This window comes from Pseudomonas sp. EL_65y_Pfl2_R96 (assembly GCF_963970905.1).
Lineage (GTDB): Bacteria > Pseudomonadota > Gammaproteobacteria > Pseudomonadales > Pseudomonadaceae > Aquipseudomonas.
The window spans coordinates 289,226-309,482 of sequence record NZ_CAXAQH010000002.1; the positions used below are offsets into that span (position 1 = coordinate 289,226).

The following is a 20,257-nucleotide window of genomic DNA, read 5'->3' on the forward strand; positions in this document are numbered from 1 at the left end:
AAGCTCGTCGCGGTCGCTAGCGATTTTCCAGGCGGGATAAAGACATGAACGTTGAAAAAATCTTTGCGAGTTTTGGTCTGCGATGGAGTGCCTGCGCGCTGGCGTTGTGTCTGTTGGCGAGTACCTCCATCGCTGCGCAGGCCGCGACGTTCGCGGTACTGCAGCAGCCGGCACTGCCGACCGCCAAGGCCGCGCGTGCGGTATTGCTTGGGTTGGCCCGGGCTGGAGAGCGCCTGGTGGCGGTCGGCGAGCGCGGCATCGTGCTGCTCTCGGATGACTCTGGAATGACTTGGCGCCAGGCCCGTGTGCCGGTCAGCGTCAGCCTGACCGCGGTGCAATTCGTCGATGCCGAGCAGGGCTGGGCGGTCGGTCATCTGGGCGTGGTGTTGCACACCGAGGACGGTGGCGAAACCTGGCACAAGCAACTCGACGGTGAGCGTGCCGCCGCGCTGGCGGTGCAGGCCGCGGAGCGCGATGCCGATCAACCGGGCGGCGCCAGCAACCTTGCGCAGGCACGGCAGATGCTCGACGACGGGCCGGATAAACCGTTTCTCGACCTGTACTTCAGTGACCGCCTGCATGGCTACATCGTTGGCGCCTACAACCAGATCTATCGCACCGACGACGGCGGGCGAAGCTGGCGGCCGTGGATGCAGCATGTGAACAATCCGCAGGGCCTGAACCTGTATGGGATCCGCGCTTCGGGTAACGACCTGCTGCTGGTGGGGGAGCGCGGTTTGCTGTTGCGATCCTCCGATACCGGGCATTCGTTCCAGGCCCTGAAGTCACCTTATGAAGGCAGCTTTTTCGGTGTGCTCGGCACTCGCGGCGGAGCCTTGATTGCCTATGGTTTGCGCGGTAACGCCTGGTGGTCCGATGACCGTGGTGGCAGTTGGCGACGGCTCGACACCGGCATCGAATCAACGTTGGCGAGCGCCATCGAACTGCGCGATGGCAGCCTGCTGTTGGCCAGCCAGAGCGGTGAATTGTTGTTCAGCCATGACCAGGGTCGCAGCTTCGACAAACGTCAGAGCCGTAGCGGCGGGACGGTCGCCGCCCTGCAACAGGCGGCCGACGGCAGCCTGGCCAGCGTCGGTTTGAGTGGCGCGGCGGCTGACCAGGACCCGCGGGCCTCCGGCAAACCTTGAAACTTCACGGTGTAGCGCTAGCGGGCCATGGCCCGTGCAACAGGAGTCAGACTTGAAAGACGACAAAACCCAAACCGTGATCGGCCGCCTGGAAGACTTCGACCAGGCGTCGGGCAACTTCGCTGAGCGGATGATCTTCAATCATCGGCCGCTGGTGATCCTGCTGTGTCTGCTGGTGACCCTGGTGCTCGGCTGGCAAGCCACGCGCATCGGCATCAATGCCAGCTATGAGAAGACCATCCCGACCGGCCACCCCTATGTCGCCAACTTCCTGGAGAATCGCAGCGAGCTGAGCGGCCTGGGCAACGCGTTGCGAATCGCCGTGGAGGTCAAACAGGGCAGCCTCTTCACCAAGGACTACCTCGACACCCTGGCCCGGCTCAACGACGAGCTCTATCTGCTGCCGGGTGTCGACCGGCCTTACATGAAATCGTTATGGACCCCGACCACGCGCTGGACCGCCGTGACCGAGGAGGGGCTCGATGGGGGCACCGTGATCCCCGACGACTACGATGGTTCGGCGGCCAGTATCGAACAGGTGCGAACCAACGTCGCCCGTTCCGGTGAAGTGGGTCAACTGGTGGCCGGTAACTTCAAGTCCAGCGTGATCTTCGTGCCATTGCTTGAAATCAGTCCGCAGACCGGCAAAGCCCTGGACTACGGCGAGTTTTCCCGGCAGCTGGAAGCCCTGCGGGACAAATACCAGACCGATGACCTGCGAATCCACATCACCGGTTTCACCAAGATCGTCGGCGACCTGATCGAGGGGCTGACCCAGGTCTTGTTGTTCTTCGTGATGGCGGTGCTGGTGACTGTGGTGGTGCTTTACGGTTACACCCGCTGCGTGCGCAGCACTCTGGTGGTGGTGACCTGTTCGCTGGTGGCGGTGCTCTGGCAGATGGGCCTGCTCGCGATGCTGGGGTATGAACTGGACCCATACTCGGCGCTGGTGCCGTTTCTGGTGTTCGCCATCGGCATGAGCCATGGCGCGCAAAAGATGAACGGCATCATGCAGGACGTCGGTCGCGGCACCCATCGGGTGGTGGCCGCGCGTTATACCTTTCGCCGCCTGTTCGCCGCCGGCATGACCGCTTTGCTCTGCGATGCGGTGGGTTTCGCGGTGTTGCTGCTGATCAACATCCGGGTGATTCAGGATCTGGCGATTACCGCGAGCCTCGGCGTGGCGGTACTGATCTTCACCAACCTGATTCTGCTGCCCATCCTGCTCAGCTACATCGGGGTCAGCCCGGCAGCGGCGCAACGCAGCCTGAGTTCGGAAACCGCCGAGTTGCAGGCGCAGATCAAGCATCCGTTGTGGCGTGTGCTCGATTTGTTCACCCAACGGCGCTGGGCCATTGGCGCCATGCTGGGCGGCCTGCTGCTGGCAGCGTTCGGTTTTGCCGTGAGTCTGCACCTGAAAATCGGCGATCTCGATCCCGGCGCCCCGGAGTTGCGCGCCGACTCGCGCTACAACCAGGACGCACTGTTCATGACCCGCAACTATGCGGCCAGCTCGGATATTTTCGTGGTCATGATCAAGACGCCGGAAGATCAGTGCACGCGCTACGCCAGCCTGTCCGCGGTGGACGCGCTGGCCTGGCGACTGGAGCAACTGCCAGGCGTGGAGTCGACCACCTCGATGGCGGCGCTGAGCAAGATCGCCACGGCCGGTTACAACGAAGGCAACTTCAAATGGTATGAGCTGATCCCCAATGACGGTGCGCTGGGCGCAGTGCAGACCAGGGCCCCGCGGGAGCTGTTCAATCAGGGCTGTTCGATGCTGTCGCTGTACGTTTACCTGGCCGATCACAAGGCCGATACCCTGAATCGGGTGGTGGAGGCCAGCGAGAAATTCATCAGCGAGCATCAGGTGCCAGAGGTCAAGTTCATGCTGGCCGCCGGCAGCGCCGGGATCGAAGCCGCGACCAATATCGTGGTGAAAAAATCCATGCGCGAAATGCTGTTCTGGGTCTACGGCGCGGTCAGCCTGTTATGCCTGGTGACCTTCCGCAGTTGGCGCGCAACCCTGTGCGCGATGCTGCCACTGATGCTCACCTCGATTCTTTGCGAGGCGCTGATGGTGGGTCTGGGCATGGGGGTGAAAGTGGCGACACTGCCGGTCATCGCACTGGGCGTGGGCATTGGTATCGACTACGCACTCTATGTCTTGAGTGTGATCCTGGCTCGAATGCGTGCCGGTGACACCCTGGCTCAGGCGTATTACCAGGCACTGTTATTCACCGGCAAAGTGGTCTTGCTGACCGGCATGACACTGGCGGTCGCGGTATCGACCTGGGCCTTCTCACCGATCAAGTTCCAGGCCGACATGGGCATCCTGCTGGCCTTCATGTTCCTGGTGAACATGCTCGGCGCCTTGATCTTGCTGCCGGCACTGGCCTGGTGGCTGCTGCCGCAGAAGGTCTTTGTAAAGAAGCCTGAAACGAACCTGCTTGCGCAGTTAGTCAAGGAGCGTTGAAGGGCTGAGGTAATGCCGGTCAGTTAAGCGCAATCCTATGTGGGGGCGCTTAAGTGAGCAGCATTATGGTCGGATGCCGAGCTTTATGGGGGCTGCAATTCTTGCAGGCAAAAAAGAGCCTCGAGGCTCTTTGATGGGGAGGAAGTAGAGCCCAGAGGCTCAAGATGCGCATGAAACAAGTGGTGAGCTTATTGGGGTTCAGTTCACCCACCACCTACGCAACGGCTTTAACCTCCAACCGCTGCGTATCATCATCGTAGGAAGCCACGGGTTCGCGCTCAAGTACCATTAGTCTAATCCCCCCGGCCATGACTCAACGTCAAAAGGTCGCGGCCTTCGGCAGCTCACATTGGAATCGCGTACACCCGTGAAATATCGGGGCGGGCACAAATTCTGTGAGCTGCCGAGGGCTGCGATCCTTTGATCTTCAATTAACCCTGCCTGAACACCAACGCCTTCAACCCGCACTCAACATCGGCATCGGGAAACTCCGGCGGATTCTCCAGCCGCTGCTCAAACCGCAGGCTCGGCGCTTCGCGGGTAACGCCGTCGATGAGAAAGTCCGCACCAAAGGCCGGGTCGTTCATGCAGGCCAGTACCGTGCCTTGCGGGCTGAGCAATTCCGGCAGACGGCGCAGTACGCGCTGGTAATCCTTGGTCAACAGAAAACTGCCTTTCTGAAAGGACGGTGGGTCGATGATCACCAGGTCGTACGGGCCCTTGCCGATCACCTTGCCCCAGGACTTGAACAGGTCGTGGCCGAGAAAACTCACTTTGCTCAGGTCGTGCCCGTTGAGCCGGTGATTGTCGCGACCACGGCTCAGGGCCGGGCTGGACATGTCCAGATTGACCACCTGCAACGCCCCTCCCTCGATGGCCGCCACCGAGAAGCCGCAGGTATAGGCGAACAGGTTCAACACCCGCTTGCCATGCGCATTGGCCCGCACCCAATCACGGCCGTAGCGCATGTCGAGAAACAGGCCGGTGTTTTGTTTGCGGCCCAGGTCCACCCGATAATGCAAGCCGCCCTCGGTGATCGTCATCTCGTCGATTGGCTCCCCGAGCAGCCATTCGCTGGTGCTTTCCAGCAGGTAGCGATGTTGCAGCAGCAAGGTATGCGCGCCGGATGTCTTCCACGCAGGCGATTGCGTGATCGCCATCAGCCGCTGCTTCAAATCATCCAGTTGCGCCGCTTGCGGTTCCTTGAACACGCATACCAGGACCACGCCCTGCAGCCAATCGACGGTCAACTGTTCCAGTCCCGGCCAGCAGCGGCCACGGCCGTGGAACAGCCGACGGGTTTCTGCGGGGGCGTCCGCAAGCGCGGTCAGCAAATGGTCGTGAAGGACGGAGAGGGCGTCTGGGTTCATCGGGCAAGGTCGGCAAAGTAGAAGGGGCGGCATTTTAACCACAATTATGCGCTGACAAACGGTCGTGTTTGTCGGCCTGGACGCAGAATGTCCAAGTCAGGTGTATCAAAAATGAATTTCCGAGCAGTCCACTGCTCATACCTGTAGGGGGCGGGTTTGGGCCTGCGAAATCATTTACGTAATCAGGGAGTGGCACAGTCATGAGTCCAGTATCGACGGCGGGCGAACACTTGTCTGACGGTTTGATTCTTGTGGTTGAGGACGACCCGTTGATCCTGGAGTTTCTTTGCGAAATTCTTCAGGAAGAGGGCTTTGCGGTTGAACCGCAGGTCAGCGCGGATGCTGCGTCGCAGTTTCTGGAGCAACACGCTCCGCAGGTGGGACTGCTGCTGACGGACATCACCATGCCGGGCAAACTCAATGGCGCGGACTTGGCCAATCAGTTTGGCGACCGTTGGCCAGGCAAACCGATCATGATCATGTCCGGCTTCGAAACTCCGAAAAGTGCCGGGGTCAAGCACCCTGTTTCGTTCATCAAGAAACCCTGGGCGGTGGGGCAGTTGCTCGATTGTGTGCAAAGCGCCTTGCAGTCGAGCCGCACCTTGTAGGAACTACCGCAGGGGGGGTGTACATTGGCCGACAATACTTGCCTGGTTCTTGCGAAAGGAAGTCGCCCTTTGTCTGTTAACACATCCCTGCTCAACAGGTCATACCGAGCCTTCTTGTTCGATATGGACGGCACCGTCCTCAACTCGATCGCCGCCGCCGAGCGGATCTGGACGATCTGGGCCCTGCGCCACGGCGTCGATGTCGAGACCTTTCTGCCGACCATTCATGGCGTTCGCGCGATCGACACTATCAACCGTCTGGCCTTGCCCGGGGTGGACGCGGAAGCTGAAGCCGCATGGATCACCGAGGCGGAAATCGACGATGTGGAGGGGGTTGTCGAGGTGTCCGGCGCGGCGAGTTTCCTCAAATCGCTGCCCGCCAACCAATGGGCCATCGTTACCTCCGCGCCACGAGCGCTGGCCCTGCGCCGAATGGCGGCGGCCGGTATTCCCGAGCCGGGTGTGATGGTCACCGCCGAAGACGTCAGCGCCGGCAAACCCGACCCTGCGGGCTATCGGTTGGCCGCCCGTCGACTGCAAGTGGAGCCCGCCGAGTGCCTGATCTTCGAAGATGCCGCCGTCGGTATTCGCGCAGGCGAAGCGGCGGGTGCCAACGTCATGGTTATCACCGCGACGCATGTCCATCCGCTCCAGACCCCGCATGCCACCCTGGCCAGTTATGACGTGGTCGAGGCACGAGTGGATATCGACAACCAAATCAGCCTGTACACAATCTAATGTGGGAGCGAGCAAGCCCGCACACAGTTGATGGTGATCGGTCAGTAAACCCCGGGAATCAATCGCCAGCTACGGGCGCAGTAAGCCTCGTATTCACTGCCGAACTGCGCATGTAACAGGGCTTCTTCGGAGCGAATGCGTGCGATCAGTGGGATCAACGTCAACGCCACCAATAGCAACCCGACACCGGAACGAAAAGCCAGCGCCCAACCCACGGCATTGATCAGCAGGCCCAGATAGCTGGGGTTGCGCACGTTCCGATAAATCCCGTCGGTGACCAGGCGGTGCCCCGGCTGAATCGCCACCAGTCCACTGAAACGTTTGCCCAGCACAAACACCGGCCACATCCGCAGTGCGCCGCCGCCGATGAACAGCAGCGCCCCCAGCCAACGTACGCCCTCACCACCGAAGGTCCAGACGTCGATCCGGTCGGTGTAGGCCGGCAGATACCCGCTCAACAACCCAAGCACCCCGAAAACCGGCAGCACCCAGCGATTGGCCCGGTCTTCACGTTCACCGGAGCTCAGGTTGCCCTCGCTGAACAAGGATGAAATTGCCATCACCAGGGTTGCCAGCGCAATGACCACCAGCGGCGGGTGGGAGAAAAAAACCGCCAGCCCGCCCAGCCCGAACACCGCGAGAGCGAGGTAGGCAAGGGTGGTGGTGAGGGTGAAAAACGCGAGTTTGGCCGAAATTTTCATGACTGACTTCGCAAAAAGGGCATATGACCAGTGTAGGAGCTGCCGAAGGCTGCGATCTTTTGATCTTTCGGGCGGTGTTGGTAGGTGCAAATCAAAAGCAGAATCAAAAGATCGCAGCCTGCGGCAGCTTCTACGGGGGGCCGCGCGTTATGAGGACGGTAGTCGTGAACTAAGCTTGGATAAGGATGAGCCTGTCCGTTCCCCCCCTGGCTTGTTGAAAGATCTCAACGAGCCGGTGCTGCCACAAGGAGCACACGATGCTTCACATCAGAACGCCTCTGATTCTGCACCCAGGCCTGTCGACCCCGGCCCGGCGAATCTGGCTCAAGCTGGAAAACCTGCAACCCAGCGGCTCGTTCAAACTGCGCGGCATGGGCCTGCTGTGCAGCCAGGCAGCGGAGCAGGGCAAGCGCAAAGTCGTCTGTCCTTCCGGTGGCAACGCCGGTTTGGCCACCGCCGTGGCCGCCGCCAGCCTTGGGCTGAAAGCCTGCATTGTGGTGCCGAACACTACCCCGGAAACTACCCGCGCCAGGATCAGGAAAGCCGGTGCCGAGGTGATTGTCCACGGCAAGGTCTGGGACGAAGCCAATCAACGGGCGAAAGAACTCGCACAGGGTGCGGACACCGAATATGTGCCGGCCTTCGATCACCCGGTGTTGTGGGAAGGACACAGCACGATGATCGATGAAATCCTCGAGGACTGTCCTCAGGTCGATGTGTTGGTGACGTCGGTGGGGGGCGGCGGATTGCTGGCGGGTCTGCTCACCGGACTGATCCGTCATCAGCGCATGGATTGTCGAATCGTTGCGTGCGAAACCCAGGGCGCGGCGTCTTTCGCGGCCGCCGTCAGTGCCGGGCACCCGGTCAGACTGCCGCGTATCGACACCGTCGCCACATCACTCGGCGCGGCGCAAGTGGCCGCTTGGCCGGTGCAGCACATCCTCGATTTTACGCACGAATGCGTGGTGCTCAGCGATGATGAAGCGATCATGGGGGTGGTTCGTTACGCCAACGACCTGCGGCAGTTGGTCGAGCCGGCGTGCGGTGTTTCATTGGCGGTGGCGTACCTCGACCACCCGGCGATTGCCGACGCCCATGATGTGGTGATTGTGGTGTGCGGCGGCGTCAGCATCAGCGCGCAGTTGGTTGCCGGCTGGGCACGCCTGTCCGTCGGGGTCGAGAAAAACAGCGCTGAAGCAAAGTAGGGCTGGAAACGCTATCCAGCCCCTATCGCTTACGTTTGCAGACGTTAGTTACCTGCTGAAATGCCTTCCTGAACGAGGATCGCTCTGGCCAGTTCTTCGTCGCTGGCCTTGAGACCGGGATGATTTTGGCGAATTTCCTTCAACACCGACTCCAGGTAAACGCCACGGATCGTACCGCCACTGGCGACGAAACTGGAGGCGTCATCCCGGGCGGGAATGGCCATTTTGTGATCCTTGAACGTCGAATACAGCGATGCGGAAACCCCGGCCGAGGTGGCGACATCGCCCGCATCCACACGGGCCATGGCCGAACCAAAGGGCAAACAGAGCACGAGTGAAGAGACTAATAGCAGACGGCGCATGACGGTGTCCTCTGAAAGCGTGAAGCGTAAAAGAATTACCACATATTTTAGGATTCCTGGTGGCGGTCAGGAGTTCCCTGGCGAAGTCATGTATGCACCAGCGGCACGTTCACCCGTCAGTTCGGTCGTCATGCGATCCGTAGCAGCCTTCGGCAGCTGCTACGCAGATCGTTTGTAACGGTGATGTGGTCATGATCGCCCGTTAACGAGGATTCCGGTGATCGGCGGCTGCGATGCTGATCGCCACGGGGCTATTCTTGGCAATGCGCCCATCGACATGGGGGACCTCTGATGATCAACGTACGCACTGCCCGCATGCTCGCCGATTACAGGCGCTGGGCCGATCAGCGACTCTTCGACAGCCTCATGGCGCTGCCACCGGAGGAGCTCAACCGCAAACGGTTGTCGGTGTTCAACAATATGATCGGTACCTTGAACCACATCTACGTGGTGGACTGCATCTGGCAAGCCCACCTGGAGGGCCGGGGGCACGACTTCAAAACTTCCCATGACCTGCTCCATACCGAGCTTGCCGAGCTGAGAATGGCGCAACAGGAGATCGATCAATGGTTCTGTGGATGGAGCTCGGCCCAGACCGATGACTCGTTGGATGAACCCATCGAATTCACCTCCGTGTCGGGGGAAAACGGGGTCATGAGCGCCGGCGCCATGCTGTTGCACGTGGTTAACCACGCCAGTTATCACCGGGGCTGGGTGATCCAGATGTACTTCGAGATTCCGGCGATGCCGCCGATCACCGACCTGTCAGTGTTTCTGCGCGAGGTGCCGGGGTATTGAGTCTTGGGGCCTAAGCAAATCCTGTGGGAGCGGGCTTGCCCGCGATAGCGGAGTGTCAGGCGACATAATTTTCTCTGTCAGGCCGCCATCGCGGGCAAGCCCGCTCCCACAGGTTATGTGTCAGTTCAGGAGATTTGGGTCAGGCCTGAGAAATCAGGCTCTGCCGGCAATCGAGCACCAACTGCGCGCCACCCAGCTCGCTGCTGCCCACTTCCAGCGTAAACCCATGCAGGCTGACAATCGCCGCGACGATCGACAGCCCCAGCCCGAAACCGCTTTGCGGGTTGCCACCTTCGGCGCGATAGAAACGCTGAAACACCGCCTCACGCTCGGCCAGCGCAATGCCGGGACCGGAGTCGAGCACTTCAATCCGCGTGTGCCCAGCGTCATTCACCCCACGCAAAATCACCTGGCCACCCGGCGGCGTGAACTTGATCGAGTTGCTCAGCAAATTCGCCACGGCTTCGAACAACAGCGCCCGGTCACCGTTCAGTCGGGGCAGGGATTCGGGAAGTTGCAGTTCAAAGGTCAACTCACCTTCTTCCGCCAGCGGCAGGTAAAAGTCATGCAGCTCTTGCAGCAACGGCACCGGGTCCAGTTGCACGAAACCCGAACGACGCTGGCGATCTTCCAGCTCGGAAATCCGCAGCAAGCCACGAAACCGCGCCATCAAGGTATCCGCCTCGCCGAGCACGGAATCCAGTTGCACGGCCAGCGTCGATCCGTCATCGGCCTGCTGCTGAATCCGGTACAGCTGGGCCCGCAGGCGCGTCAGCGGCGTGCGCAGGTCGTGGGCGATGTTGTCGCATACGCCCTTGACCTCGTGCATCAAGCGCTCGATGCGTTCGAGCATGGCGTTGACGATGGCGGCGAGCATGTCCAGCTCGTCGCGGCGATTGGACAGTGGCAGGCGTCGGGTCAGGTCGCCGGCGACGATGGCTTCGGCGCAGGCCTGGATCGCCCGGATCCGCCGCAGCGGGCGCCGCCTTAATAAATGCCAACCGGCGATGCCGGGCAGAATGGTCAGCGACACGCCCCACAGCAGCGCGTGCAGGATGATCCGGGTCACGGCAAACAATGAACCGTTTTCCCGCACCAGCACCAGCCAGCGCCCGTCCAGGGTGCGGGTCGCCACGGCGTCGCAGCTGTCGGCGGGCAGGGTCGGGTCGTCGGACTCGGCGCAGTCGCCGAGCATGTGAATCTTGCCGTCCAGCGGCAGGCCTTCGGGGATCTGGCGCAGGGCACCGCTGAGGTAGCGCTGCTGGTCATCGAACAGGCCATAGGCATCGATGCCGCGAATGTCGAAGGTCATGCTGGCGGCGAGGGCGTCCACCAGTTGCTCGCCCTGGAAGCGTGAAAACAGATGCTGACGTTGCATCAGCGAATGCTTGGCCAGGGTGTCGAGGTAGCTGGACACCTCGTAGTACATCACCCCCATGAGAATCCCGCTCCAGGCCACGAACAGCGAGCTGTAAAGCGCCAGCAAGCGGCTGCTGGAGGAGCGCCAGCCTTTAGAGGGGTTCAGCAATGACATAACCCGAGCCTCGCACGGTCCGAATCAGTGGGACTTTGCCTGGCGGGTCGATCTTCTTGCGCAGACGGCCGATGTGCACGTCGATCAGGTTGGTGCCAGGGTCGAAGTGATAACCCCAGACTTCTTCGAAAATCATCATCCGCGACAGAATCTGCCCGGTGTTGCGCATCAGAAACTCCAGCAACTTGTACTCGGTGGGCAATAGCGTCAGCAACTGGCTGTCGCGGCTGGCTTCGTGGCTGATGAGGTTCAGCTCCAGATCGGCCACGCTCAATGTGGTGGCCTGGGCCGTCACGGTGTTCTGCCGGCGCAGCAAGACTTCTACCCGGGCGGCCATTTCATCGGTGGCGAACGGCTTGGTCAGGTAATCATCGCCGCCGGCGCGCAGGCCGCGAACCCGTTCATCAACGTCGGAGAGGGCGCTGATCATCAGGATCGGCGTGGCCACGCCCATGGTGCGCAGGGTGGTGACAATCGCCAGGCCATCGAGCTCCGGCAGCATGCGGTCGAGGGTGATCAGGTCGTAGTCGCCGCTGACCGCACGCGCCAGGCCTTCACGGCCATTGTCGACCCAATCCACGTCAAGGCCGTGGCTACTCAGTTCGGCGACGATTTCCCGGGCGGTCACAGCGTCGTCTTCGATGGTCAAGATGCGGGTCATAGGGCTTGCCTGATAATCGGTTCAATACGAGGTGGAGCTCATTTTGCCAAGAATTACGCGTGGCTTTTTAAATTAACTTTCATGTTGCCTCGTGAGCCTGGCTGGAACGTTGATATCATCCGGCCATATCTCTAAAGGGAAGCTGCACTGTGCGCACTTTAATGGTTCGTGGCTGGATGCCGATGTTACTGCTGCTGTTGTGCATGTTCGGCTCATCCGCCTGGGCTGCCAACACGCCGTGTTCAGGGAAGAAGGGCGGTATCGATCGTTGCGACGGCGATCTGTTCCTGTGCAATGACGGCTCCATCAGCGGCTCGAAGAAAAGTTGCTCGGCGATGTTTGGCAGTAAAAGCCAGGCGCGACCGCAGACCCTGTTACAGGATACCGATGGCTGTGCCTGCGGCACCGGTACGTTTTGCACTGGGCCAAGAGGCGGGGTGTATTGCCTGACGCCCAGCGGCAACAAGAGTTACAAGCGCAAGTAGTTCGTTTGCAGCCAAAAAACGGGTCGCCCAGCTGCCGCTTCTACCTCGAGTAGAGGCGGCAGTTTGCTTTTTGGGCCTAGAAGCGACGATGTTGCCTGCCATGCCGTCTTCGCGAGCAGGCTCGCTCCCACATTAGTCCGTGGTGTTCAGGAGCTTTGTGCCTGCCCCATAACCCCTGTGGGAGCGAGCCTGCTCGCGAAAGCGACCTGTCAGGGCGCAGACGTTTTCACTGGCCTGGATCAATATTTCCTTCGGCGAAACTTCCTAATATAAAAGTTCCAGGCCCCTCCTGCGGCATCGGCCACAGTGCTCTGGCGCGCAACGGTTGCGCTATCCGGTTGGCCGGCAAGGTGTAAGTGCAGCATGGAGCTGGCAACCCTTACCTGAACTTTTCAAGGATGAACTTCGCAATGCAACGCTTAGACAGAACCTTCGATATCCAGCCGCTGATGCAGGCGGATCTGACTGTGCGCATCAATGGCCAAACCGTCAGCGCCGCCATCGGCGAAACCGTCCTGACGGTCATTCAATCACTGGGCATTCGCCAGGTGGCCCGTAACGATCACGATCAAATCAGTGGTGCCTATTGCGGCATGGGTGTGTGCCAATGCTGCCTGGTGAAAGTCAATGGTCGGCACAAACGTCGCGCCTGCCAGACGATCGTGCGTGAGGGCATGAGCGTCGAAACCCGGGTCAACCGTATCGCCGGGCAGGAGGTGTCATGAGCCTGCGTCCGGTGATCGTCGGCGGCGGGCCGGCGGGTATGGCCGCGGCCATTGAACTGGCCCGGCACGGTGTGCGCAGCACCTTGCTTGAAGAAGCTTCGCGGCTCGGTGGGGTGGTCTATCGCGGCCCCTTGCGCGATAACGTTCAGCTCGACTATCTGGGGCCGCGCTATTCAGAAGCGCTGGCCAAACTGCATGGGGAGTTCCAGGATCAGTCGAGCCTGATCGATGTGCGCTTGAACCATCGCGTGGTCGGTGCCGAAGGCACTCGCGCACTGGTGCTGCTGGATGCCGATGAGCGTTTGCAAGAGGTCGAGTATCCGCAGCTGCTGTTGGCGGCCGGTTGCCACGAACGCAGCGTGCCATTCCCCGGCTGGACCTTGCCCGGCGTGATTCTACTGGGTGGTTTGCAGCTGCAGATCAAGAGCGGCGTCGTTAAACCCCAGGGGCCGGTAGTGATCGCGGGCACCGGCCCGTTGTTGCCGCTGGTGGCCTGCCAGCTGCACGCGTCGGGGGTGAGCGTCGCCGGGGTTTACGAGGCGTGCGCGTTCGGCAAGATCGCTCGGGAAAGCCTCGCGCTGTTGAACAAGCCGCAGCTGTTTCTCGATGGCTTGAGCATGCTCGCGTACCTGAAACTGCACGGCATCCCCATGCACTATGGCTGGGGTGTGGTCGAGGCACAGGGCGAGGGTGAGTTGAATTCAGTGACCGTTGCGCCGTACTCCAGTACCTGGGAGCCAGACCTGAGCCGCGCCGTACGAGTGGCCGCGCAAACTCTGGCGGTCGGCTACGGCTTCATCCCACGCACCCAACTCAGCCAGCAAATGGGCCTGAACCACGGCTTCAGCGATGACGGCTATCTGCGGGCCAGTGCCAATGTCTGGCAGCAAAGCAGCGAGCCCCACGTGCATCTGGCCGGTGACATGGGCGGGATTCGCGGTGGGGAGGCGGCCATGCTCGCGGGAAGGATTGCGGCCGTGTCGATCCTGCTGCAACGGGATGTGATGGACGCGGAACTGGCGCGGGTCCGGCGTGACCGTTACCTGTCGAAACTCAAATCCATCGTGCGTTTTCGCGCCGCCGTCGACCGCTACACCGAACGGGGCGCCGGGCAGACCGCTTTGCCGGCCGCCGACACGGTGATCTGCCGCTGTGAGCACGCGACTCGTGCCGACATCGATCGGGCGCTGGAGCAGGGCGTGCAAGATCTGGCCAGCCTGAAAATGCGCACCCGTGTGAGCATGGGCGATTGTCAGGGGCGCATGTGTGTCGGGTATTGCTCCGATCGTTTGCGCGAAGCCACCGGGCGGCAAGACGTGGGCTGGTTGCGACCGCGGTTTCCCGTCGACCCGATTCCTTTTTCAGCGTTCCAGTCTGTCGGCACGGAGGCCGCAAGTCATGAGTAAGTTCTACGACGTGGTCATCGCTGGCGGCGGTGTGATCGGGGCGTCCTGCGCCTATCAATTGTCCAAGCGCAAACACTTGAAAGTCGCGCTGATCGACGCCAAGCGTCCCGGCAACGCGACTCGCGCTTCGGCCGGCGGCTTGTGGGCGATAGGTGAATCGGTGGGCCTGGGGTGCGGGGTGATCTTCTTCCGCATGATGTCGGCCAATCGCAAGCGCGAAGCCCAGGGCGCGGCAGTGGCGGTGGATTCCAGCACGCCGCACATCCTGCCGCAGTCGTTCTTTGATTTCGCCTTGCAGTCCAACGCGATGTACCCGGATTTACACCGGGAGTTGCAGGAAAACCACGGGATGGATTTCAAGTTCGAGAAGACCGGATTGAAATTCGTGATCTACGACGATGAAGACCGGCTCTACGCCGAGCACATCGTCGCTTGTATTCCGCACCTGGCGGATCAAGTGCGCTGGCTCGATCAAACGGCGCTGCGCGAAGCCGAGCCGAGTGTCAGCCATGAGGCGAGGGGGGCGCTGGAGTTTGTCTGCGACCATCAGGTCAGTCCGTTCCGCCTGGCCGATGCCTACACCGAAGGTGCTCGGCAAAATGGCGTGGATGTGTATTTCAACACCAACGTCACCGGCGTGCTGCACCACGGCGCGCGGGTCAGCGGTGTGCAGACCGCCGAGGCCGGAGTGTTCCATTGCGACACGTTGATCAACGCCGCCGGCGCGTGGGCCGCCGACCTCAGCGAGCAGGCCAGCGGGATTCGCATTCCGGTGAAACCGGTGAAAGGCCAGATCCTGCTGACCGAGCGCATGCCGAAAATCCTGCGCGGTTGCCTGACCACCAGCGATTGTTATGTGGCGCAGAAAGACAACGGCGAAGTCCTGATTGGCAGCACCACCGAAGACAAGGGGTTCGACGTGACCACCACCTACCCGGAAATCAGCGGCCTGGTGCAAGGCGCGGTGCGCTGCATTCCAGCACTCGCCGACATCAATTTGAAACGTTGCTGGGCGGGGTTGCGTCCTGGCTCGCCGGACGAGCTGCCGATTCTCGGGCCGATGAAAGGGGTAGAGGGTTACCTGAATGCCTGCGGACATTTCCGCACCGGCATCCTGACTTCGGCGATTACCGGCGTGTTGCTGGACAAACTGGTGAATAACGAGCCGTTGCCACTGGATATCACACCGTTTCTGGCGGATCGGTTTGAAGTGGCGCCGCAGATCGGACTGACGGAAATGCAAATGGCCTGACCTCAACCTCACCACAGACGCGCGAGCGCTGTGGTGAGGGCACTGGCGCGGTCACTCTTTAACGCTCATGAACTCTTTGGCCCAAAGAATGTAGTCTTCCGGCTTTGTATAGGTATGAGTCAGTTCGGTCGCGTTCAGGTCGCAGGCCTGGGTGAAAATCTGGCGTTGTTCGCGCAGGCTGTCGTAAGTGGCTTTGATGGCGGCGAAATAGGCGCCATGGCCGTCGATCGTGACGCGTACGCCCGATTCGGCCAGGCGTTTGTCGTCACGCAACAGCGGGTTGCCGTAGGTGACCAGCATCAGTGGCACGCTCAGGTGCTCGGCGATCTGCTCCAGTTGGTCGAAATCCTGCACGCCCACCATGCAAATTCCGTCGGCCCCGGCCTGCTGGTAATGCCGGGTGCGGCTGATGATTTCCTGGATCGGCAAGATCCCCGCGTTGGTGCGGGCGATGATCGCCATTTCCGAATCGACGCGGGCTTCCAGTGCCGCGCGAATCTTGCCGACACCTTCGGCAACCGTGATCAGATCGGTGGACTTGCGGCCGAATTGCGCCGGCAGCAGGGTGTCTTCGATGGTCAGGGCGGCTACACCGGCGCGTTCGAGCTCGACAATGGTGCGCATGACGTTGAGCGCGTTGCCGTAGCCGTGGTCGGCATCGGCGATGACCGGCAATTGCGCCACTCGACCGATGCGGGTGGCCTGTTCGGCGAACTCGCTGAGGCTGATCAAGGCAAAGTCGGGGGCGCCCAATACCTGCAACGACGCGACCGAACCACCGAGGATCCCCACTTCAAAACCCAGGTCGGCGGCGATGCGTGCCGACATGGGATCGAAGACCGACGCCGTGTGATAGCAGGTGTCGGAAGCCAACAGTTGGCGGAAATTACGGCGTAAATCTTGATGAGACAGCCTGGACATATGAGTTCCACCATACAAAGGAATGGAAGGGCTTGAGCAAAGGTGTCAACGCCGAAGGAACAAAAGGCTATCACGCGGGCGGGTAAAGAATGATGACGAATTTGCAGGCGAGGTGGACGCAAGATCAAAAGATCGCAGGCTTCGCCAGCGCCTACAGGGTGTTCAACGATCCAATGTGGGTGGGTGTTGTCTCGAAGAATGAACGACATCCCAATGCAGGAGCTGGCGAAGGCTGCGATCTTTTCCGATCACGCCGCCACCGCCTGTTGCTGCTGGTTGAGCAGCGGCACCGCGCGCACCGAGTTGCCGGGTTGCAGTTGCAGGCGCTTGGCGGTGAGCCGGTCGACGATCAGGTTGTTGCCCACTTGCCGGGCACGGGCGGCGGTGATGCGGCAACTCTCGAGGCGGCGGTTGTGGATCAGCCATACCGGAGCCTGATCATCGGGCGTGCCGATGGTCAATACCAGCGGTTGGCTGTCACGCACGGTGCGGATTCTCGATACCGGGGCTTCGATCACCGGGCCTGCGTCGAAGATGTCGATGTAACCCTTATGGGCAAACCCCTCGGCGGCGAGGATCTTCAGCGCAGGTTCGGTGTTCGGGTGAGGTTTGCCGATCACCGCCTGGGCCTGTTCGGTGAGCAGGCAGGTGTAGAGCGGCTGGCGCGGCATCAGTTCGGCGATGAAGGCTTTGCTGCCCAGCCCCGACAGGTGATCGGCATGGCTGAAATCCATCTTGAAAAAGTGTCGGCCCAAGCTGTCCCAGAACGGTGAACAGCCCTGTTCGTCGGCGCTGCCGCGCAGTTCGGCAATGAGCTTGTCACCGAACAGGTGGGGAAATTCGGCGACGAACAGCAGGCGCCCCAACGACAGCAGTCGACCGTTACTGCCGTGACGTTGATCGTGTCGCAGAAACAACGAGCAGATTTCCGATTGCCCGGTCATTTCGTTGTTCAGGAACAAGGTGGGGATCTGGCGCTGAATGCCCAGGTCTGGTGACGAGCTGACCGTCAGCCCGACCCGATAGTTGTACCAGGGCTCCCGCAGGCCGACAGCCCCCAGGAGCGCACTGACGCCGACCACTTGCTGATCGTCGTCTTCGAGTACAAACAGGTAGTCGGCATCCGCGCGCTCGACCTGTTCGGCGAAGGTCCGCTGGGTCCAGCGGACTCGATGGGCCAGGCGTTCTTCGTTGGCCGGCAGGGTGGTGAACCCGGGGCCGGCCCGTTGCACCAAATCCAGCAAGGCGGGCAGGTCGGTGACTCGAACCGGGCGGACAATCATGATGCAGCTCCTTCTTCGCGCCTGTTCGGGCGCTGTCGTTGGGCACGGGGCCGATGGCGGCTCACAGGGCGATCAACCGGATCTCAGCGGCGTCGGTCACGTTCAGGGCCGCGCACATCTCGGCGCTCAAGGTCACGGGTTGCCCGGCGTGGTAGTCCAGCTCGGCGACGATGGCGCGGTAGTCCTTCAACGAATCATTGCTCACCAGATAACTGCCGCGGGCATCGATGGCTGAGCCCGTTTGCGCCGTACCGATATGGCTCTGGGCGATGGAGCGAATGCTTGAGGTGCGGGCATACAGTGTCGGGCCGCCGTCGAACAGGTCGATGTAGCTGCCGGTCTCGAAGCCTTCGCGTTCCAGAATGTCGAAGGCCTCCTGGCCATCGGGGTGGATTCGACCGATGCAATCTTGCGCAGCCGGCGGCAGCATCGGCACGTAGATCGGGTATTGCGGCATCAGTTCGGCAAGGAATGCCAGGCTCTGCAGGCCGCAAAGCCGCTGGGCCTCGACGTACGGCAGGTCGAAGAAATGCTTGCCCAGCGCATCCCAGAACGGCGACTGCCCTTGTTCGTCGCTGTAGCCCACGATCTCGGTAATCACCGCTTCGGCAAAGCGCGTCTTGTGGGCGGCGATGAACAGCAGCCGCGCCCGGGACAGCAACTCGGAAAATGGCGTGCGTTCCAGCGCCGGGTCGATATGGAAACTGCACAGCAATGAATGGCCGCTGAGGTCGTGACACAACGACAACGCCGGCACCCCATGCTCGATGTTCAGCTCCCGTGAGGCGCTGGTGAAATGGCGGTTGCGCAAACTGTAGAACGGCTCGCTGAAACCTGCGGTGGCGAGGATTTCCGAGCAACCCGTCAGACGGCGGGTCGTCAGGTTTTCCAGCACGAAGAAATAGTTCTCCGGGCCGTGACTCTGGACGTCTTTTTCGAATGACGCGCAGGAGCCAAGAATTTTCTCGCGCAGGTGTTCGGTGTCGTCCGGCAAGGACGTGACCCCCACCAGGCTGTCACGCGCCAGTTGTTGCAACTGGGGCAGGTCGGCTAACTCGACTGGACGTAAGACCAGCATGGACATACTCCTGTATCAAAGGGTTCGGCGGCTTGCACCGAACCTGACTATCACTGTCGGTTTCCACGCATTAAATCGGCAGTCGCCTGAATTCATGTCAGACGTTGCTCTTTTTCTTGTCAGCCGTTGCTTGGGTCGGGCAGTACCGTACTGGCACCCTGTCTGTTGAGGAAGAACAGATAGACCAGGCCCAGGGCAATCCAGATCAGGCCGAGTTTCTGTGCATCGACGCCCATGTTGTACATGATGGCTGCGACGATGATGAAGCCGATGACCGGGCAGACCAGGTGACGGATCACCTGGCCGGACTTCTGCCGACGCCAGTAGTAATTGATCACGGTCAGGTGCAGCAGCATGAAGCCGCTCAGGGCGCCGAAGTTCACCAGAGAGGTGAGGGTGTCCACCGAATTGATGAACAGGTAGCAGATCACCAGCGACAGCACCGCCACCAGATAAATGCTCAAGTACGGCGTGTTGTGTGTCGGGTGCACTTTGGCCAGCACTTTCGGCAGTTTGCCGTCCCGGGCCATGCCGAACAGCAGACGCGAAACCGCCGCTTGCGAGGTGATAGCGACCGCCACGCCCCAGGCCAGCGCGGTGGCCACGGCGGTCAGGGTTGCCAGCCAGCTGCCAGCGGCGATTTCGGCGATTTCATAGAACGCGGTGTCGGCGGACTTGAAGCCCAGGCCGGCGGCCAGGTCGGTGGCAATCCAGGTCTGCACGACGAAAATCACGCCCATCACCAGTAGCGTGATCAGCGCAGCCTTGCCGACGCTGCGGCCGGGATCGCCCTTGATCTCTTCGGCGAGGGTGGAAATCGCATCGAAACCGAGGAACGACAGCACCGCGATCGACACCGCTTGCATCAGCAAGGCGAAGTTGAACGTCTCGGGGTTGTACAGCGGCGCCAGGGTCAGTTGACCGTTGCCGCCGCCGCTGTGCAGGGCATTCCAGGCATAGAACAGGAAGATCCCCAGTACCACCAGTTGCGCCAGTAGAAAAACGATGTTCATCCGCGCGGTGAAGGTGATGCCCCGCAGGTTGACGAAAGTGGCGCTGACCAGAAAGGCCAGGATGAAGCCGACTTTCGGGATGTCCGGGTAGAGGTGATTCAGCGCCATCGCCGCGTACACGTAGAGCAGCGGCGGAATCAGCAGGTAGTCGAGCAGCATCAGCCAGCCGGCGATAAACCCGACATGGGGGTTGAGGCCGCGTTGTGCGTAGGAGTACACGGAGCCCGCAATCGGAAAGGCCCGGGCCATGCTGCCGTAACTGAGGGCCGTGAACAGCATCGCCACCATGCCGATGATGTAGGCCAGCGGCACCATCCCCGGTGCTTCGGCGTTGACGTAGCCATAAACACCGAACGGCGCGATGGGGATCATGAAGATCATCCCGTACACCACCAGGTCCGTCAGCGACAGGCTACGTTTCAACTCTTGCTTGTAACCGAATTCTTCAATTTCCATGAAGCCCTTCTCCTTGATATGAAAGCAGCTGCACGCT

General features: G+C 61.0%; 19 protein-coding genes. 10 read left to right on the forward strand and 9 right to left on the reverse strand.

Annotated elements, in window-relative coordinates:
• The first annotated feature begins 44 nt into the window (after positions 1-44).
• Positions 45-1,148, forward strand: a complete 1,104-nt coding sequence (locus tag AACY49_RS03950; protein WP_339521700.1) for a WD40/YVTN/BNR-like repeat-containing protein — start codon at positions 45-47, stop codon at positions 1,146-1,148.
• Positions 1,149-1,200: 52 nt separating this feature from the next.
• Positions 1,201-3,624, forward strand: coding sequence for an efflux RND transporter permease subunit (locus tag AACY49_RS03955; RefSeq protein ID WP_339521701.1), 2,424 nt, complete (start codon positions 1,201-1,203; stop codon positions 3,622-3,624).
• Positions 3,625-4,055: 431 nt separating this feature from the next.
• On the opposite strand, the gene AACY49_RS03960 is transcribed toward AACY49_RS03955, so the two are convergent.
• Entirely contained in the window at positions 4,056-4,994 is a 939-nt protein-coding gene (locus tag AACY49_RS03960; protein ID WP_339521702.1) for a class I SAM-dependent methyltransferase, read from the reverse strand.
• A gap of 200 nt (positions 4,995-5,194) precedes the next feature.
• Here AACY49_RS03960 and AACY49_RS03965 point away from each other — a divergent pair, with 200 nt between their 5' ends.
• Positions 5,195-5,602 (forward strand): response regulator, encoded by a 408-nt coding sequence (locus tag AACY49_RS03965; protein ID WP_320394361.1) that lies wholly within the window; start codon positions 5,195-5,197, stop codon positions 5,600-5,602.
• Positions 5,603-5,671: 69 nt separating this feature from the next.
• Positions 5,672-6,340 (forward strand): HAD-IA family hydrolase, encoded by a 669-nt coding sequence (locus AACY49_RS03970; protein ID WP_339521705.1) that lies wholly within the window; start codon positions 5,672-5,674, stop codon positions 6,338-6,340.
• Between the two features lie 41 nt (positions 6,341-6,381).
• On the opposite strand, the gene AACY49_RS03975 is transcribed toward AACY49_RS03970, so the two are convergent.
• Positions 6,382-7,041: a methyltransferase family protein gene (locus tag AACY49_RS03975; RefSeq protein ID WP_339521707.1), complete on the reverse strand. Its 660-nt coding sequence runs from the start codon at positions 7,039-7,041 to the stop codon at positions 6,382-6,384.
• A 257-nt stretch (positions 7,042-7,298) separates the two neighbouring features.
• Between AACY49_RS03975 and AACY49_RS03980 the strand changes: the two genes are divergently transcribed.
• Complete coding sequence (locus tag AACY49_RS03980) at positions 7,299-8,246, forward strand: pyridoxal-phosphate dependent enzyme (protein ID WP_258700407.1); 948 nt, start codon at positions 7,299-7,301, stop codon at positions 8,244-8,246.
• Between the two features lie 44 nt (positions 8,247-8,290).
• Here the strand turns inward: AACY49_RS03980 and AACY49_RS03985 are convergent, their stop codons facing one another.
• On the reverse strand, positions 8,291-8,608 hold the full coding sequence (locus tag AACY49_RS03985; RefSeq protein WP_339521710.1) for a DUF2388 domain-containing protein: 318 nt from the start codon (positions 8,606-8,608) through the stop codon (positions 8,291-8,293).
• Positions 8,609-8,899: 291 nt separating this feature from the next.
• Here AACY49_RS03985 and AACY49_RS03990 point away from each other — a divergent pair, with 291 nt between their 5' ends.
• Positions 8,900-9,406 carry a DinB family protein gene (locus AACY49_RS03990; protein WP_339521712.1) on the forward strand — a complete coding sequence of 169 codons (507 nt, stop codon included), beginning with the start codon at positions 8,900-8,902 and terminating at the stop codon, positions 9,404-9,406.
• A 139-nt stretch (positions 9,407-9,545) separates the two neighbouring features.
• Here the strand turns inward: AACY49_RS03990 and AACY49_RS03995 are convergent, their stop codons facing one another.
• Positions 9,546-10,940 carry a sensor histidine kinase gene (locus AACY49_RS03995; protein WP_339521714.1) on the reverse strand — a complete coding sequence of 465 codons (1,395 nt, stop codon included), beginning with the start codon at positions 10,938-10,940 and terminating at the stop codon, positions 9,546-9,548.
• Positions 10,918-11,601, reverse strand: coding sequence for a response regulator transcription factor (locus tag AACY49_RS04000; RefSeq protein ID WP_339521716.1), 684 nt, complete (start codon positions 11,599-11,601; stop codon positions 10,918-10,920). Before AACY49_RS04000 ends, AACY49_RS03995 begins: the two co-directional genes overlap by 23 nt.
• 161 nt (positions 11,602-11,762) lie before the next feature.
• Here AACY49_RS04000 and AACY49_RS04005 point away from each other — a divergent pair, with 161 nt between their 5' ends.
• From AACY49_RS04005 to hcnC, 4 genes are all read left to right on the forward strand, one after another.
• On the forward strand, positions 11,763-12,086 hold the full coding sequence (locus tag AACY49_RS04005) for a YdcA family protein (RefSeq protein WP_258700719.1): 324 nt from the start codon (positions 11,763-11,765) through the stop codon (positions 12,084-12,086).
• Between the two features lie 410 nt (positions 12,087-12,496).
• Complete coding sequence (locus tag AACY49_RS04010) at positions 12,497-12,811, forward strand: (2Fe-2S)-binding protein (RefSeq protein WP_320394367.1); 315 nt, start codon at positions 12,497-12,499, stop codon at positions 12,809-12,811.
• On the forward strand, positions 12,808-14,217 hold the full coding sequence (hcnB, locus tag AACY49_RS04015; RefSeq protein WP_258700412.1) for a cyanide-forming glycine dehydrogenase subunit HcnB: 1,410 nt from the start codon (positions 12,808-12,810) through the stop codon (positions 14,215-14,217). The genes AACY49_RS04010 and hcnB overlap by 4 nt, the downstream gene beginning before the upstream one ends.
• On the forward strand, positions 14,210-15,469 hold the full coding sequence (gene hcnC, locus AACY49_RS04020; protein WP_320394368.1) for a cyanide-forming glycine dehydrogenase subunit HcnC: 1,260 nt from the start codon (positions 14,210-14,212) through the stop codon (positions 15,467-15,469). The genes hcnB and hcnC overlap by 8 nt, the downstream gene beginning before the upstream one ends.
• Positions 15,470-15,520: 51 nt before the next feature.
• On the opposite strand, the gene AACY49_RS04025 is transcribed toward hcnC, so the two are convergent.
• The 4 genes from AACY49_RS04025 to AACY49_RS04040 form a co-directional block, all read right to left on the reverse strand.
• Positions 15,521-16,390: an isocitrate lyase/PEP mutase family protein gene (locus tag AACY49_RS04025; RefSeq protein WP_339521720.1), complete on the reverse strand. Its 870-nt coding sequence runs from the start codon at positions 16,388-16,390 to the stop codon at positions 15,521-15,523.
• A gap of 248 nt (positions 16,391-16,638) precedes the next feature.
• The gene (astA, locus tag AACY49_RS04030) at positions 16,639-17,673 is read right to left on the reverse strand and encodes an arginine N-succinyltransferase (RefSeq protein WP_320394369.1); all 1,035 of its coding nucleotides are present in this window, start codon (positions 17,671-17,673) and stop codon (positions 16,639-16,641) included.
• 61 nt (positions 17,674-17,734) lie between these two features.
• A complete protein-coding gene (locus tag AACY49_RS04035; RefSeq protein ID WP_258700416.1) occupies positions 17,735-18,751 on the reverse strand; it encodes an arginine N-succinyltransferase in 1,017 nt (338 codons plus the stop codon).
• 119 nt (positions 18,752-18,870) lie between these two features.
• Positions 18,871-20,220 (reverse strand): APC family permease, encoded by a 1,350-nt coding sequence (locus AACY49_RS04040; RefSeq protein ID WP_258700417.1) that lies wholly within the window; start codon positions 20,218-20,220, stop codon positions 18,871-18,873.
• Positions 20,221-20,257 lie beyond the last annotated feature (37 nt).